The sequence below is a fragment of the Streptomyces sp. NPDC018610 genome (genome assembly GCF_044391765.1).
In the GTDB taxonomy this organism is placed as follows: Bacteria; Actinomycetota; Actinomycetes; order Streptomycetales; family Streptomycetaceae; genus Streptomyces.
Genome location: NZ_JBISAL010000002.1, coordinates 488629 through 504092, shown reverse-complemented (window position 1 = coordinate 504092; position 15464 = coordinate 488629). Strand labels below are relative to the sequence as shown.

Genomic DNA, 15464 nt, shown 5'->3' with positions numbered 1-15464 from the left:
GGCGGCGCGCCCCCCGCGCGCGGGCCCCGCGGCGCCGGGGGGGGCGGGGGGGGGGGCGCGGGGCGGGGGGGGGGGGGGCGGGCCCCCCCCCCCCCGGGGGGGGGGGGGCCCGCCCCCCCCCCCCTCGGTCTGCCGGGCGTCCGGCCATGGTCCTACGGTGACGGCTGCGGGTCCTCCACCGCCGTCCCGGCGGGCGCCTGGACGGCGCTCGGCGCGGTTCCCGCTCCCGCCCCCGCGTCCGGCGCGGGAGCCGGCGTGCGCTCGCGCCGCCCGCCCGCGGTCGTGCCGACGAGCACGCCGCCGACGACCGCCGCGCTGCCCACCGCCGACCACCCGGTCAGCCGCTCGTCCAGCACCAGCCAGGCCGTCGCGACGCCGACCACCGGCACCAGCATGGAGAACGGCGCGACCACCCCGGCCGCGTACCGCTTCAGCAGCGTCGTCCAGATCCCGGAGCCGACCACGGAGCCGGCCAGCGCGGTGTACAGCAACGCCACCAGACCGGGCCAGCCGTCCGCGCTGAACGAGTCGCCCAGCGCCCGCCAGCCCGTCCCCGGACCCTCCATGACCGCCGACAGCGCCAGCAGCGGCACCGGCGGCACGACGGACATCCACAGGGCGAAGCGCAGCGGATGGTCGGGGCGGGCCTGCCGGCTCGCGACGTTGCCCAGCGCCCAGCCGAGCGCGGCGAGCAGGGTCAGCAGCAGTGGCAGCAGCGCCGCGCTGCGGGCCCGCTCCACGGCGATGACGGCCATGCCCAGCACGGCGATCCCCACCCCGGCCAGCTGCCGCCGGGAGACCCGCTCGCCCAGCAGCAGCGCGCCGAGCAGCATGGTGAACGGGGCCGACGCCTGCACCACGACCGAGGCCTGCCCGGACGGCATGCCCCGGTCGATGGCGAGGAAGAGCAGCCCGAACTGCAGCACCCCGAAGCCCAGCCCGTACACCACCAGCCAACGCACCGGCGCCTTCGGCCGGGGCACGAACAGGACCACGGGCACGGCCAGGACCAGGAAGCGCAGCGCGGAGAGGAAGAAGGGCGGGTAGTGGTCGAGCCCGATCCGCACGGCGAGGAAGTTCAGCCCCCACAGCACGGCGACGAGAACGGCGAGCAGCCGGTCCCGGACGCTCACCGGGCGGCTTCCGCGTCGGCCTCCAGCAGGCCGGAGGAGATGACCCGGGCGCCGAGGCCGCGCAGGAAGAAGCCGTCGCCGATGGGCTTCTGCTCGTCGGCGGCCTGCCGCAGCACCAGGACGTGCCGGACTCCGGCGGAGTCCTCGAGCAGCCAGCAGAACATCATCACACCGGGGCAGGAGCCGGCCTTGAAGTAGACCCGGGGCCACTTCCCGCCGTCGACGGACACCCCGGGGTAGGCGGTCATGATCTGCTCGACGGTGCCCGTGGCGTCCTGCTCGCTGTCGCGGGCGATCCCGTCGAGGACGCGGAGCACGTCATGGCCGCTCAGGTGCCAGTCCAGGCCCAGCTGGTGCACCGTCTCGCCGAGGTCGGACAGGCGCACCGTCAGCGGCCGCGCGATCTCGCGCAGCAGCGCGCGGCGCCCGGCCTCGTCCCGTCCCGTCCAGGCCTCGCGCAACTCCGGTGCGCCCCAGCCGATCTCGAAGACCTCGTGGCTGGTCAGGAACGGCTTCAGCAGCGAGGGGTCGTGGTGTCCGGAGTCGGTCAGGCTGCGCTCCACGGCCTCCCGCCCCAGCAGGTCGGCGATCAGGTCGGCGGCCGTGTTGTCGCTCAGCGCGATCATCTTGTACGCCGTCTCGCGCACCGTGACCCGCGTCCCGTCCGGCAGGTCCTGCATGTCGCCGGTGGGCAGGCTGCGCAGCTCGGGCAGCACCGTCACCTCGTCGTCCCAGCGCACCTCGCCGTTCCTGACCGCCCGGGCGAGGGCCCGCATCAGGTACAGCTTGTAGGCCGACCCGGTGGGCATGGACCGGTCGGCGGCCCTCTCGTGCAGGACGACCGGTCCCTCGGGGGTGAGGCGCGCGGCGAGGACGGAGTGCACGACGCCGGGCGTCTCGAGCGCCTTCTCCAGGTCGTCCCAGGTGCGCAGCTCGGGGATCACGGTCTCCGGCTGGAGGGTGAGGACGCGGATCAGTCCGGTGGAGTCCAGGGTCAGGGACAGGGTGTGGCGCACGCCGTCCGCCCCGGACACCACGATCCAGCCCTTGTGGGCGACCGACTCGTACGCCTGGACCGTGAACGGGCCCATGGCGCGCCATTCGGCCAGCGTCGCGGAGAATCCCTGCGGGTGCTTGGTGGGGAAGGCGGGCACCAGGTGCTCGGCCATGGATTCGTCGCTGGGCAGGGCGGGCGCCGTCAGCAGCCCCACCACCCAACGGGACGCGTCCCCGGTCGGGGAGCCGTCGGCGGCGAGCGCCGCCGTCGCGGCGGACGGGACCAGTCCAGGGGTTTCGATCATCATCGCTCCTTGTCGGCCGCTGTGCGGTGAACGGCCCCGTGGTGGCCGGCTCTCAGTCGTCGCTGACCGTGATGGCCCCGCACGGGCAGAGCTCCGCGCACAGCCGGGCCGGTTCGTGCAGCTCGGGCCGGGGAGTGGGGTCGAGCAGGATCACGGTTCCGGTGTCGGGGTCCTGGTCGAAGAGTTCGGGTTCCGTCGCCGCGCACCGGCCCATGGCGCAGCACGCGGCGGTGTCCACCGTGACGGTGAACCGGTGCGGGGCGCTCACCACGTCACCGGCAGGGCGCCGAGGCCGTAACTGGACACCTCGTGGCGGAAGTCCAGCTCCTCGAAGGGCACGGCGAGCCGGGCGCCGGGCATCCACCGCAGGACGGCCGCGAGGATCTCCTCCAGCTCCACCCGGGCCAGCCACTGGCCCAGGCACTGGTGCATGCCGTGGCCGAAGGCCAGGTGGCGGCGGGCGTCGCGGTGCGGGTCCAGGGTGTCCGGGTCCTCGAAGACCCGCTCGTCGCGGTTGCCCGCCGACAGCGACAGCACCACGCCCTCGCCCGCCTTGATCAGCACGTCGTCCAGCTGCACGTCCTCGACGGCGGCGCGGGCCAGGCCGTTCTGCACGATGGAGTGGAAGCGCAGCAGCTCCTCCACCGCCTTGGGCAGCAGGCTCTCGTCCTCGGTCAGCGCCTTCGCCAGGGCGGGGTCGGTGACCAGGCTGAGCAGGCTGAGGCTGGCCTGACTGGTGGTCGTGCCGTGCCCGGCCACCAGCAGCAGCCGGCACATCGGGACCAGTTCGTCCACGCTCAGGTCGCCGGGCCGCACCTGGTCGATGACCAGGCGGCTGATCAGGTCCGAGCCGGGGGCGGCCAGCCGCTCCTCGACCAGCTCGCGCAGATAGCCGTCCAGTTCGTCACGGGCCGCGGCGACCTGCTCGGGGGTGTAGCCCCGGTCGATGAGGACGGCGCTGCGGCTCTCGATGAACTCCCGCCGCTCCTCGCCCGCGCCGAACAACAGGGTGATGACCCGGGACGGCACCGGGATCGTCAGTCCGGCCACCAGGTCGACGGGCCGCTGCCCGGCCACCAGCTTGGCCAGCAGGTCGTCCAGCAGCTCGCGGATCGCGGGCCGCAGCGCCTCGGCCCGCTTCGCCAGGAAGTCCCGGGTGAGCATGGACCGCAGCCGCGAGTGGTCAGGGTCGTCCATGCGGATGAAGGACGCCGACTGCGGTTGCGCGCGCACCAGTTGGGAGGTGCGCGTCATCATCGGGAAACCGGGGGCACTGGTGACCGCGGTGAAGCGGCGGTCACCGAGGACCGCCCGGACCCCGGCGTGCGAGGTCACCAGCCACACCTGGCTGCCGTCCCACATGGTCACCCGGCTCGCCGCCCGGTCCCGGCCGCGCAACTCGGCCAGCTCCGGCGGGGGGTCCACCGGCGAGACCCTCCGCATCGGATACGCCGGTGGCGTCCGCTCCTCCTGAGCCGCCGCGTCGTTCAGCATCTTCAACCGCCCATCGCTGCTCACGGATCTTGCCGTCGTGATGTCGCGGCCCCAATCTGCCGCACCGCCGAGCGGGCCGTCCGGGGCGCGGCGACCGCGCGCATAACCCCCGGGGAACCGTCATAACCCGGTCACCCGGAAGGCATTCACCGGGCATGTGCGCGCTGATAACGTCCCGAAGTGCGGCGCGTCAGTTCCGCGGACATCCGCTTTGCCGGCCCGGGCCTTTTTGGAAGTCGCTCATCCGGCCGGCGGCCGGGCACCGAAATCACGGAAAAACCTGGGAGAATGATGGCTGCCACGCTTCAGGGAAAGGTCGCGCTCGTCACGGGGGCGAGCTCCGGGATCGGCGAGGCGACGGCGCGGGCGCTGGCCGCCGAGGGCGCCGCCGTGGCGATCGCCGCGCGCCGGGTGGACCGGCTGCGGGCGCTGCGCGACGAGCTGGCCGCCGCCGGGGCCACGGTGCGGGTCCTGGAGCTGGACGTCACCGACGAGCGGGCGGTCCACGAGGCCGTCCGGTCCGTGGTCGAGGAACTCGGCGGGCTCGACGTCCTGGTCAACAACGCAGGCCTGATGCTGCTGGGGCCCGTGGAAGGCGCCGACACCACGGACTGGACCCGCATGATGGACACCAACGTCCTCGGGCTGATGTACATGACCCACGCCGCGCTGCCCCATCTGCTGCGCGCCCAGGGCACGGTGGTGCAGATCTCCTCCGTCGCCGGGCGGGTGGCCGGCCGCGGCGCCGCCGCCTACAACGCGAGCAAGTTCGCCGTGAACGGGTTCAGCGAGGCCCTGCGCCAGGAGGTCACCGAGCGCGGGGTGCGGGTGGTCGTCATCGAGCCGGGCACGGTCGAGACGGAACTGCGCGGGCACATCACCCACGCCGCATCGAAGGCCGCCATCGAGGAACGGGTCGCCAAGATCCGCCAGTTGCAGAGCGCCGACATCGCCGAGGCCGTGCGCTACGCGGTGACGGCGCCCTCGCACGTGACCGTCAACGAGATTTTCATCCGGCCCACCGACCAGGCCTGAGCCGCGCGCGTCTTCCGGGGCCCTCTTCGCCCTCTTCGCACGCTCTTTCATTCACCGGCGTGAGGAGAATGCGAAGAGAGGCCCTTCTTACGATCACCGCATGGCATCCGACCACGTCATATACAGCGGCGGGCAATTCGGCGGCACACTACTGGAGCGCGGCGGCACCCTGCTGGACCGCAAGGGAAAACGGGATCCGGAGCCGGGGTGGTCCGGCGGTCCGGAACTGCCGCCGTTCGGCCGTCACGAACTGTCGCTGCTGGACGCGGTGGGACGTTGCGCGGACCTCGCGGAGGCGGCCCGCCAGGTCGGCTGCCGGCACAGCACCCTGGAGCGCCGGCTGGACCGGCTGGACCGCGCCGTCGGCCTGCCGCTCACCCTGCGCAGCCAGCACACGGCCCGGCTGACCTCCGCCGGCTCGCGCATGCTGGTGGCCGGGCGCCGGTTCTTCCGGCAGATCGACCTCGCCGTGCGCACGCACATCCTCGGCCACGGCTCCGAGGCCGCCCACGCGCCCGAGGTGCTCTCCATCGCCTCCACCGCGCCGCTGCTGGAGGACGTGGTCGAGGACGCCGCGGCCGCGCTGGGCGTGCTGCTGTCGGTCCACCGAGGCGCCCCGCAACAGGTGGTGCGGCAGCTGGCCGGCTACCACGTCGACGCCGCGTACACCTGGAGCCTGGGCTCGCCGGACCATCTGCTCGACCGGGTGACCTGCACCTACGGCGTGCTGGACGACCCGCTGTGGGCGATCCTGCCGCGCGACCACCCGCTGGCGGGCCGGGAGACGGTGTCGCTCGCCGAACTCCAGGACGAGCCATGGGTGTCCGAGACCGGCCCCGGCTCCGAGGTCCTGGTCGCCCGCGTCTTCCAGTCGGCGGGCCTGCCGGCGCCCGCCCGGCTCCAGGTCACCGCCGCCTCGGTCGCTCGCGGCATGCTGACCCGCGGCGACGCCGTCGGGCTCGGCTCGCCGACGCACTCCGCGCCGCTCGCGCCCACCCTCGTGCGCCGATCCCTGGTGGAACGCCCTCGCCGCACCACGAGCCTGGTCGTCGACCCCACGGTGGTGCCCCGGACGCTGGCCGCGCGGCTCGCCGCGCTGCTCTCCGAACGCTGTCTGCGACGCTTCTCCGAGCAGCACGGCGACCTGCTGCGCGAACCCTGGTGGCGGCACTGGTACGCCGAACAGACCGGGCACCGCGCCGGACACGCGGACGGCGGCCGCGGGGAGGACGCCGCCCCCGTGCCGGACGAGGCCCGCAAGCTCGACATCGAGGACCTCCACCTGCTGCGGGCCGTGGCGCGGCACGGCAGCATCAACCGGGCGGCGGCCGCGCTGTCCATCAGCCAGTCCGCCCTGACCCGCCGCATCCACCGGCTGGAGGACGCCCTCGGCGCCCGGTTGCTGCTGCGCAGCTCCCGGGGCACCGACCTGACCGGTCCCACCCGCCGCTTCCTTCGCCAGCTGACGCTGAGCGAGGCGGAGTTCCGCGACGTGGTGATGGTCTGTCGCAGCACCGGACCGCTGCCGCCGGTCCGCTGGGCGGGTGTCCGGGAGGCCGCGGGGCGGGACGAGGCCCGCGAGCGGGACGCGGGCGGGGCCGGCCCGGCGGACGGTCCGCTGACCGCGGTGTCCGCCGGACCGGCCCCGGTCGCTCACTGCGCGCCGAGCGCCACGTAGTCGTACATCCCGAACGAGCCGGTGACGTAGACGTTGCGGGCGTCCGGGTGCCGGTACAGCAGGGAACGCGGGTACAGGTAGGGCACGATGACCGCGTGGTCCATCGTCAGGCGGTCGATGCGGTGCCAGATCTCCGCGCGCCGCTCCGGGTCGCCGCACCTGGCTCCCTCGTCGAGCAGGGCGTTGATCTCCGGATCGTCGAGCTCGCCCATGTTCTGGTTGCCGCGCTCCTTGATCGCCCGTCCGTCGACGATCTGCTGCAGGAAGCCGTAGCCGTCGGGGAAGTCGGCGCCCCAGCCGAACATGATGATCCCGATGCCGTGCTCGCGCAGGTACTCCGGGCAGCCGCCGTAGCGGTCGAAGTAGTCGCCCGAGGGGAAGTCCAGGACCTCGGCCTCGATCCCGACCCTGGCCAGCCCGGCCGCCAGCGCCTCGGCGGCCCGGTACTCCTTGAGGCGGTCCTTGCGCGCGGCGATCTTCGTCCGGAAGCCGTCGGGCAGCCCTGCCGCCTTCAGCTCGGCGCGGGCCGCCTCCAGGTCCCCGGTGTGCTCCGGGCCGACCGGGTAGCGGTCGAAGGGGCGGTAGCCGTCGAGGGTGGGCGGCAGGATGGTGGTGGCGATGTCCCCGCCCACCGGTCCGCCGTACGCCTCCTGCATCGCGGCCTTGTCGGTGGCGAACTGCACCGCGCGCCGGCAGTGCACGTCGTCGAACGGCTTGATCCGGCTGGAGATGCAGTAGATCCAGGTGAAGCCGGTCAGCGGGTTGTCGGCGTGGTCGCGCAGCGCCGGGTCGGCGAGGATCTGCTCCTGCGTCGAGGGCTGCACGCCGAAACCGGCGAGGTCCACGTGCGCGGCCCCCGACAGCAGCATGCGGTCGACCTCGTGCGGGTCCTTGCCGAGGTGGACCTCGACGCGGGCGGCCCGCCGCCTGCGCACCGGGTCGGTCGCCGGGTCCCAGTGCGGGTTCGGCTCCAGGACGCACAGTTCGCCGCGGGTGTAGGAGGCGACCCGGTAAGGTCCGGTCGCGACCGGAGCGAGCCGGTAGTCCGCGCCGGTGTCCCGCCCGCGCGGCACCGGGGTGGTGCTCGGCATCGTCGCCAGCAGGTCGAGGCCGGCGAACGGCTCGGCCAGCCGGAAGACGAGGGTCCGCTCGTCCGGGGTCTCAAGCGTCACCGGGCCGTCCACGTCCGGCTCCCGCCACGGGCCGCCGTAGTCGGTGCCCAGCAGATGACGGAAGTAGGTCGGGCCGGCCCCCAGCACGTCGGTGCCGTAATTGCTCCGGGCGATCGCGTACTTGACGTCGCCGGAGGTGACGGGGGTGCCGTCCTCGAAGCGCAGGCCCTCGCGCAGCCGGTACGTCCACACCCGACCGCCCTCGGAGGGCACCCCCAGCGACTCGGCCAGGTCGGGCACCAGCCGCTGTCCGGCCTTGCCCGGCGCGGTGTCGAAGGTGACCAGCGTCCGGCCGATCAGCCGGAGGAAGTTCCAGGTGTACGCGTAGTAGGTGTTGCCGGGGTCCAGCGAGTCGAAGTCGTCGGTGCGGACGAGCCGGAGCGTGCCGCCCGTGACCTCGGTCGGACGGACCACCCCCCGCACTCCGGCGTCGTAGCCCCCGTCCGTGCCCTCACCCGTGGACGTCGACCGAGTGGTCTCCATGTCCCTCCTGCCCTTCTCACGATGCCGTTGTCCTCATCTTGCGGGCGGCGGGGTGTCGGGGAGGGTGCGCGGCGGGGGCCGCGCATAGCCCGGGGCCGGTCGGTATAGCCTCGATCAGGTGGTGTACTCCGAGTTGAGCCGCACATAGCCCTCGGTGAGGTCGCAGCCGTAGACGGTGAAGGCGCCGTCCGCGACGGCGAGGTCGATGCCGATGACCACCTCGTCGCCCTTGAGGTGCTCGGCGACGGCGGCGCGCAGCGCGTCCTCGTCCAGGTCGTCGCCGCCGCGGGGCGGGTAGACCTCGACCTCCCCGAACCGGATGGCGACCTTCTCCTGGTCGATGTCGGTGTCCTCGGAGCACTTGCCGATCGCCATGGCCACCCGGCCCCAGTTGGGGTCACAGCCGTGCACCGCGGTCTTCACCAGCGGCGAGTTGACCACGGTCTTGCCGACCCGCTTGGCCTGGGCGGTGTCGCGGGCGCCGGTCACCCGCACCTCGATCAGCTTGGTCGCGCCCTCGCCGTCGCTCGCGATCTCCTTGACCAGGGCCAGGGCAACCTCGTCCAGCGCCCGCTCGAACTCCTCCGGGTCGACGTCGCCGGCCAGTCCGTTGGCGAACAGGACGGCGGTGTCGCTGGTGGAGGTGTCGGTGTCGATGCTCACCGCGTTGAAGGTGCGGTCCATGACGCGCCGGAAGATCCGGTCCTGCTCCGCCGGGTCGAGGCGGGCGTCGGTGGCGAAGAAGGTCAGCAGCGTCGCCATGTCCGGCTCCATCATGCCCACGCCCTTGGCGATGCCGACGAGCGTGGCCCCGCCGACCCGCACCCGCACCTCCTTGGGCCGGGTGTCGGTCGTCATGATGGCCCGGGCCGCACGGTCGAAGCCGCCCTCCGGGAAGGGCCACGCGAGCGTCCCGACGTGCTCGCGGATCGCGGGCATCGGGTACTGACGGCCGATCACCCCGGTGGAGGCGATGAGCAGTTCGTCCTCGGCGGCGCCGACGGCGGCGGCGACGGCGGCGCGCACCTCGCGCGCGTTGTCCTCGCCCTCGCGCCCGGTCGCCACGTTCGCGTTGCGGGCCAGCACCACCACGCCGCGGGCCCGGCCGTCGGCCACGGCCTCCCGGCTCAGGCGCACGCTCGGTCCGGCGAAGCGGGAGCGGGTGAAGACCGCGCTCACGGCGGCCGGGACCGTCGAGGCGAGCACGGTGAAGTCGTCCCGGCCGTCATCGGCCAGTCCGACCGGTGCCGTGTGCACGACGAATCCCCGGGGTGACTGCGGAGCGGAGTCGGACATGGGCTGCGTCTCCTTACGGAAGGCGGGAGTCCTGCTGTCTCTATTCTGCATGCTTTCCAATGGGACAGCATATTCATGCATGGCGATGGTGCGAAGCGCCCCCTCCCGGAGGGGCGGGAGGGGGCGCTTGGCGAGGGGTGGAGTCGCCGGGAACTACTGGCGGGGCGAGAACGAGACGACGTCTCCGGCGCGCTCGCCGCCGGAGAGCTGGCCGTTGCGGTCGGTGCGGATGTACACCCGGTGCAGCCAGCGGTCCTTGCCGTCCCACCGCGGGGAGAACGGCGTACGGGCGTGCGTGGTGCGGAAGTTGTCGATGATCAGCACGTCGCCCGGGGTGAGCTTGACGCCCACCGTCACGTCGTCCAGGGCCTTGGACAGGGCGGCGACGGCCTCCTTGTCCTCCGGCTCCTCGGGCGCCAGCAGCTCGCGGTCGTACCCGAGGTACGGGTCCTTCTCGTCGCCGTACAGCGGCTTGACGCGGGCGATGGCGCCCGGGTCCTCGACGCCGCCGCGGAAGGCCACGTCGACGCAGCACGGCATCTTGCGGTCGAACAGGTGGGCGCGGGTCTCCTCGTCCAGCAGCGGCAGCGCCTTGCGGACCGAACCGACCAGGGTCTCGGCCCGGTGCTCGTGGTCCGCGCGGGAGCAGGCCAGCATCACGTAGTTCGGCTGGAGGACGTGGTACGCCATCTCCGTGTGGAACTCGAGCAGCGTCTCGGAGGTCTCCGAGGACAGGTAGTGGGCGCCGGGCGACGGGTACACGTCGTGGTAGACGGTCCCGGAGCGCAGCTCCTGGTAGCCCGTGTGCAGCCCGAGCCGGCGGCCGAGCAGGGCCAGCATGGCCTCCATGACCAGCAGGGGGCGCTCGTTCGGGGCGGGCGTCGAGGTCGGGGTGACGGGCAGCTGGGCCTCGTCGACCGGCAGGCCGCTCAGCACCAGGTAGCCGTGCTCGCTGCCGGTGGCGTCGAACTCGTCCAGTGCGGCGCCCAGGTCCGCGGGGAGCCGCTCGGACAGCTCCTTCGCCTTCTCCAGGAACGCGTACAGGTCGGCGCGGGGTATCTGGGGCAGCTCCGCGGCGAGGGAGAGCAGCTGGTCGCGGTACGGGGCGCAGTCGAGGACCGGATTGGCCATGGCGATGTCTCCTTTCACATCTGGGTGCGATGGGCACGGGCGTACTGGTACAGCATCTCCGCGGCGATCTCCGTGGCCAGGACGGAGGTGATGCCCGCGTGGTCGTAGAGCGGGGAGACCTCCATGACGTCGAAGCCGACCGGCCTGAGGTCCCCGACGCAGCGGAGCAGGGAGAGGACCTCGCGCGAGGTGAGCCCGCCCGGCGCCGGCGTGCCCGTGCCGGGGGCGAAGGCGGGGTCGAGCACGTCCACGTCGACCGAGACGTAGACGGGCCGCCGGTCGATCCGCTCCCGGATGAGGTCGGCGGTGCCGCGCACCCCGAGCTCCCCGAACTCGTCGGCGGTCACCACCCGGACGCCGTGGCCGCGGGCGTAGTCCAGCGAGTCCGGCTTGGGGTTGTGCCCCCTGATGCCGATCTGGACCATCGCCTCCGGATCGATCAGCTTCTCGTCGATCCCGTGCCGGAAGGGCGTGCCGTGGTGGTAGCGGCCGCCGTAGAAGGCGGGGTTGGTGTCGGAGTGGGCGTCCAGGTGCACCACGGCGAGCGGGCCGTGCTGTTCGGCCACCGCGCGCAGTCCCGCGACGGTCAGCGAGTGGTCGCCGCCGAGCATCAGGAAGGCGGCGTTGGCCTTCAGCAGGCCCGCCAGGTGCCGTTGCGCGGTGTCGATCGCGATGTTCATGTCGAACGGGGTGAGATCGATGTCCCCGGCGTCGACACAGTTGATCAGGTCGAAGGTGCCCGGTCCGCGATCGATGCCGACGCCGTGGATGAGGCCGGACTCGTTGCGGATGGCCCGAGGGCCGAACCGGGCTCCCGGACGGTAGCTGGTGCCGCCGTCGTAGGGTGCGCCGATGACCACGACGTCGTAACCACGGGGGTCCCGGTCGTGCGGCAGGCGCATGAAGGTGGGGATCTGTGCATAGCGGGGCGAAACGTGCGAGTCAATGCGCTCCACGGTCTCGGTTGCCCTCCTCGGTGTCGGCGGCGGTCGGGAAGGTGTCCCCCGGGCGGGGGTGCGGCCGGCCGTGCGGTGCGACCGGCCGCGACGGGCCGGTCGCCTGCCGTCCGGGCGGACGGCTCATGCCGCGTCCTTCGTGTGCCGTTCGACCACGGACCGGACCACCTCGTCGGTGCTGACCTCGTCGGGACGGCGGCCGCCCGCCACGGTGAGGTCGAACAGCTCGCGCACCACCTGGGCCTTCACCGCCTCGACGTCCTGCTCGGCGACGCCCTGCCCGGTGAGCAGGGCGGAGAAGGACGACGTGGTGCCCGAGCCCTCGTGGACGCCCAGCTTGGGCCGCTTGACGGTCGCTTCGGGCAGGGCGTCGGCGAGCGCGGCGCGCAGCACCCACTTGTCCCGCCCGTAACGGCGCTTGAGCCCAGCCTCCAGGCAGACCAGCAGGTCGAGCACCTCGCGGTCCCAGTAGGGATGGGTGCTCCAATGGCCGCTGAGGGCGGAGAGCACCGGCGACATCTCGTTGAGACCGTCGAAGGTCGCCATGTCGTAGGCCACGGCGGTGTCCAGGTCCGGCAGCCGGTCCTCCCGGTGCATGCCCGCGAGCGGGATGTCCGCGCCGTACCCGGTGAGGATCCTGCGCGGCGCGTCGTCGAGCCTGCGGTACAGGGCCACCAGGGGCAGCAGGTACTCGATGATGTTCGGGTCCACCGACTCGGCCGCCCACACGGCGTACGGCAGCTGCGCCAGCAGATCGGCCGCCGGGACGGTGATCTCGCGGTGCCGTGAGCGCAGGTGGTCGGCCACCACCCGGGCCTGGGCGAACTCGTCGGAGGCGTCGGTCCCCATGGACACCGACTCCAGGGCCCCGGCCGCCCGGTGCGCGCAGGCCGCGACACCGGAGGAGTCGATGCCGCCCGAGAGGACGACCAGGGGCGTGGCGCCCGGGGTGAGACGGGCCGCGACGGCCTGGTCCAGGGCCGTGCGCACGGCGGCCACGGCGTCGCCCTCCGGCATGATCCGGCGGGCCAGCGGCGGGGTCCAGGTGCGCTGGACCCCGGCCGTGCCGGCGGTGAGGTCGACGTCGACGACCGCACCCGCCGGCACCTGATACACACCCGGCAGGCCGCGGACCCGCCGGGCGCCCGCGAGCGGGAACCCGTGCGGGGCGCTCTGCCCGGTCAGCGCCTTGACCTCCGTCGACGCCAGCACCTCGCCCGGGGCCACCGACGCGTACAGAGGCACGGAGCCCGCGTGGTCGGTGGCCAGCAGGACGCGGCGTCCGGTGGCGACGACGGCGGCGAAGCGCCCGTTGAGGAGCCGGAAGGCGTGCGGGCCGTAGCGGCCCACCAGTGCCAGGACCAGCTCCGCGTCGCCCGCCGGCTCGGTGTCGAGCACCGAGCGCAGCTCCTCGCGGTTGTAGAGCTCGCCGGCGAGCAGCACGGCGGTGCCGGCGTCCCGGGCGAACGCCGCGTCGGGCGGGCAGCCGGGGGTGTGCACCAGCGTCGCGGTGAGCGTCTGCTCGCTCAGCCGCGCGTCGACGCCGGCCAGGCTGCCCCGGGTGGCGAAGACGGCTTCGGGGAGCCGGCCCCCGTCCGCACGGGCGGAGGCCAGGAATCCGAAGGCGGCAGGAAGATCCTGTGTCGCCATGATCAGATGCTCAGGGCGCCGAAACCGCCCGGCTGGAAGTCGTAGGAGATGGGGACCTCGATCAGGAAGGGACGCTCGAGCTCGGCGCCCTTGCGCAGCGCGGCCAGCAGCTCCTCGCGGTTGGCGGCCCGGGTCGCGTCGACGCCGTTGGCCTCGGCGAGGGCGACGAAGTCGACGCCGGTGAACTTGACCGCCGGGTCGTGGCTGCGGTGGTGGCCGATGTTCTGGTACAGCTCGATCAGGCCGTTGGTGTCGTTGTTCACGACCACGGTCACGATGGGCAGGCCGAGCCGGGCGATGGTCTCCAGGTCGGCGCTGTTGGAGTGGAAGCCTCCGTCGCCGGCGATCAGGAAGGTCGGCTGGCCCGGGCGGGCCATCTGGGCGCCCATGGCGGCGGGGATGCCGTAGCCGAAGCTGGAGCAGCCGGCCGAGGTGAGGAAGCCGTAGGGCTGGTCGGCGCGGGCGAACAGGACGCCGTAGTGGCGGAAGAAGCCGATGTCGGAGACGATCGTGCCCTCGCCGCTGCCGGCGGTCTCCGCCATGACGGTGTTCATCGAGTCGATGACCTGGTGCACGCGCATGCCGTCCTCGTAGACCTTCGGGTCCGAGAGGAACTCCGTGATGCGCGCCCGCAGCGGGGCGATGTCGTGCCGCTCCTTGGCCTTGACGTCGGCGGTCGCCGCGTCGAGGTGCTCGACGAAGGCCAGCACGTCGGTGACGACGTCGACGGTGGGCCGGTAGACGCGCGGCACGGGGTTGGCGGTGGGCGAGACGCGGACGGTCTTCTTCTCGCCGCCGCGCTCCCACATGGAGGGCCGCAGGTCCTCGGCGTAGTCGTAGCCGACGGTCAGGATGACGTCGACCGGGCCGAACAGGGTCTCCAGGGCCGGGAAGTTGAGGATGCCGTCCATGTAGCCGGTGACGGCGCCGTAGTTGAGCTCGTGGTTCTGCGGCAGGACGCCCTTGGCGATGTAGGTGGTGATGACCGGGATGTTCAGGCGCTCGGCCAGGGCGCGGATGGCGCCCACGGCGCCGGAGCGGATCGCGGCGGCGCCGACGACGAGCACCGGGTGCTCGGCCTGCGCGACGAGCTCCGCGGCCTGGTCGGCGGCCTTCTGCCAGCCGTCGGCGACCGCGCCGATCGGCTTGGCCGGGGTGATGGCCGGCGGGTTGGGCACGGAGGTGTCGATGCCCTCGGAGGAACCGAGCAGGTCCACGGGCAGGGAGATGAACGACGGGCCGACCGGCTCGGTCATCGCGTTGAGGACCGCGGAGTCGACGAGGTCGGTGATCTCCTTGGGCCGCTCCAGCTCGACCGCGTACTTGGTCATCGGCTCGGCGATCTTCACCAGGTCCAGGCACTGGTGGGTGTCGTTCGGGAAGATGTCGTGCGACTCGGACTGGGCGGCCATGGCGATGACCGGCGAGCGGTCCAGGGCGGAGGTGGCGATGCCCGTGGAGAGGTTGGTCATGCCGGGGCCGAGGGTGGCCCAGCACGCCTGCGGCCGGCCGGTGATGCGGGCGAGCACGTCCGCGGCGACACCGGCGGTGAACTCGTGCCGGGTCAGGACGAAGTCGATTCCCTCGACCTCGTCGAAGAGGATCGACGCGGCCTCTCGGCCGACTACCCCGAAGACTGTCTCCACTCCATGGTCGCGCAGCCGTGTGAGAAGGGCGTGCGCGGCGGTCGGGTTGTTGCTGGGGCCGGTCGAAACGCGGGACATACGTGGTCTCCAGACTCGGTCGGCGGTCGACGCTTCCCGGCAACCCTGACCGGATGCGCTCTTTCGCCCCTCTCCCTGTTATATCGGGGCCATATCGGGGAGCAGGCGAAGAGGCGGCGGAGATGGCCGGAAAGCGAGGGGCGGTGCCGGCGATGACGGACCGAGTTTTTCGGAGGCTTCGGACAATTCGGTCGCGATAGTTGAAGGCTCGCCTTCTCGGCTACCGGAGGATTGACTTCCGGCCACTTTCCCGCGTCACTTGCCCGACGCGTTGAAGTTTTCTTCTGAGGTCTAGACCATATAGGGGAATGCGGACCGGCGGCTCTCGGGGGTTCACTACAGGCCTCCCGGCTGACGTGCAATCAGGAAAACCGGAGTGTAGGCCTCCGTGTGAAGGGTTGAAGCGCTCCC

General features: G+C 72.7%; 12 protein-coding genes. 2 read left to right on the top strand and 10 right to left on the bottom strand.

The features are described from left to right. Positions 1-152: 152 nt before the first annotated feature. The 4 genes from ACH5A8_RS07575 to ACH5A8_RS07560 are packed head-to-tail and all read right to left on the bottom strand — an operon-like array spanning position 153 to position 3952. Positions 153-1133 (bottom strand): EamA family transporter, encoded by a 981-nt coding sequence (locus ACH5A8_RS07575; protein ID WP_398999018.1) that lies wholly within the window; start codon positions 1131-1133, stop codon positions 153-155. Beyond that, the gene (locus ACH5A8_RS07570) at positions 1130-2434 is read right to left on the bottom strand and encodes a serine hydrolase (RefSeq protein WP_398999016.1); all 1305 of its coding nucleotides are present in this window, start codon (positions 2432-2434) and stop codon (positions 1130-1132) included. Before ACH5A8_RS07570 ends, ACH5A8_RS07575 begins: the two co-directional genes overlap by 4 nt. Positions 2435-2486: 52 nt before the next feature. After that, positions 2487-2702 carry a ferredoxin gene (locus ACH5A8_RS07565; protein WP_398999014.1) on the bottom strand — a complete coding sequence of 72 codons (216 nt, stop codon included), beginning with the start codon at positions 2700-2702 and terminating at the stop codon, positions 2487-2489. Continuing rightward, positions 2699-3952, bottom strand: coding sequence for a cytochrome P450 (locus ACH5A8_RS07560; RefSeq protein ID WP_398999012.1), 1254 nt, complete (start codon positions 3950-3952; stop codon positions 2699-2701). The genes ACH5A8_RS07565 and ACH5A8_RS07560 overlap by 4 nt, the downstream gene beginning before the upstream one ends. A 264-nt stretch (positions 3953-4216) precedes the next feature. Here ACH5A8_RS07560 and ACH5A8_RS07555 point away from each other — a divergent pair, with 264 nt between their 5' ends. Both ACH5A8_RS07555 and ACH5A8_RS07550 read left to right on the top strand, forming a co-directional pair. Next, entirely contained in the window at positions 4217-4963 is a 747-nt protein-coding gene (locus ACH5A8_RS07555; RefSeq protein WP_398999010.1) for an SDR family NAD(P)-dependent oxidoreductase, read from the top strand. A 100-nt stretch (positions 4964-5063) separates the two neighbouring features. After that, on the top strand, positions 5064-6641 hold the full coding sequence (locus ACH5A8_RS07550; RefSeq protein ID WP_398999008.1) for a LysR family transcriptional regulator: 1578 nt from the start codon (positions 5064-5066) through the stop codon (positions 6639-6641). Here ACH5A8_RS07550 and ACH5A8_RS07545 read toward each other — a convergent pair. From ACH5A8_RS07545 to ACH5A8_RS07520, 6 genes are all read right to left on the bottom strand, one after another. Then, positions 6617-8296: an ABC transporter substrate-binding protein gene (locus tag ACH5A8_RS07545; protein WP_398999006.1), complete on the bottom strand. Its 1680-nt coding sequence runs from the start codon at positions 8294-8296 to the stop codon at positions 6617-6619. The two genes, ACH5A8_RS07550 and ACH5A8_RS07545, sit on opposite strands and share 25 nt — an antisense overlap. A gap of 114 nt (positions 8297-8410) precedes the next feature. Continuing rightward, positions 8411-9592 carry a bifunctional glutamate N-acetyltransferase/amino-acid acetyltransferase ArgJ gene (argJ, locus tag ACH5A8_RS07540; RefSeq protein ID WP_398999004.1) on the bottom strand — a complete coding sequence of 394 codons (1182 nt, stop codon included), beginning with the start codon at positions 9590-9592 and terminating at the stop codon, positions 8411-8413. Positions 9593-9745: 153 nt separating this feature from the next. Then, positions 9746-10723 (bottom strand): clavaminate synthase Cs1, encoded by a 978-nt coding sequence (cs1, locus tag ACH5A8_RS07535; RefSeq protein ID WP_398999002.1) that lies wholly within the window; start codon positions 10721-10723, stop codon positions 9746-9748. A gap of 14 nt (positions 10724-10737) precedes the next feature. Continuing rightward, positions 10738-11679 carry an agmatinase gene (gene speB / locus ACH5A8_RS07530; protein ID WP_398999000.1) on the bottom strand — a complete coding sequence of 314 codons (942 nt, stop codon included), beginning with the start codon at positions 11677-11679 and terminating at the stop codon, positions 10738-10740. A 123-nt stretch (positions 11680-11802) separates the two neighbouring features. After that, positions 11803-13329, bottom strand: coding sequence for an asparagine synthase-related protein (locus ACH5A8_RS07525; protein WP_398998997.1), 1527 nt, complete (start codon positions 13327-13329; stop codon positions 11803-11805). A gap of 2 nt (positions 13330-13331) precedes the next feature. After that, positions 13332-15053 carry a thiamine pyrophosphate-binding protein gene (locus ACH5A8_RS07520; RefSeq protein WP_398998995.1) on the bottom strand — a complete coding sequence of 574 codons (1722 nt, stop codon included), beginning with the start codon at positions 15051-15053 and terminating at the stop codon, positions 13332-13334. Between the last annotated feature and the right edge of the window lie 411 nt (positions 15054-15464).

What these genes read in the sequence shown, in the direction of transcription:
- ACH5A8_RS07570 (WP_398999016.1), bottom strand. Translation starts at nt 2,434, where the DNA reads ATGATCGAAACCCCTGGACTGGTCCCGTCCGCCGCGACGGCGGCGCTC.
- ACH5A8_RS07520 (WP_398998995.1), bottom strand. Translation starts at nt 15,053, where the DNA reads ATGTCCCGCGTTTCGACCGGCCCCAGCAACAACCCGACCGCCGCGCAC.
- cs1 (WP_398999002.1), bottom strand. Translation starts at nt 10,723, where the DNA reads ATGGCCAATCCGGTCCTCGACTGCGCCCCGTACCGCGACCAGCTGCTC.
- ACH5A8_RS07550 (WP_398999008.1), top strand. Translation starts at nt 5,064, where the DNA reads ATGGCATCCGACCACGTCATATACAGCGGCGGGCAATTCGGCGGCACA.
- ACH5A8_RS07555 (WP_398999010.1), top strand. Translation starts at nt 4,217, where the DNA reads ATGATGGCTGCCACGCTTCAGGGAAAGGTCGCGCTCGTCACGGGGGCG.
- argJ (WP_398999004.1), bottom strand. Translation starts at nt 9,592, where the DNA reads ATGTCCGACTCCGCTCCGCAGTCACCCCGGGGATTCGTCGTGCACACG.
- ACH5A8_RS07545 (WP_398999006.1), bottom strand. Translation starts at nt 8,296, where the DNA reads ATGGAGACCACTCGGTCGACGTCCACGGGTGAGGGCACGGACGGGGGC.
- ACH5A8_RS07525 (WP_398998997.1), bottom strand. Translation starts at nt 13,329, where the DNA reads ATGGCGACACAGGATCTTCCTGCCGCCTTCGGATTCCTGGCCTCCGCC.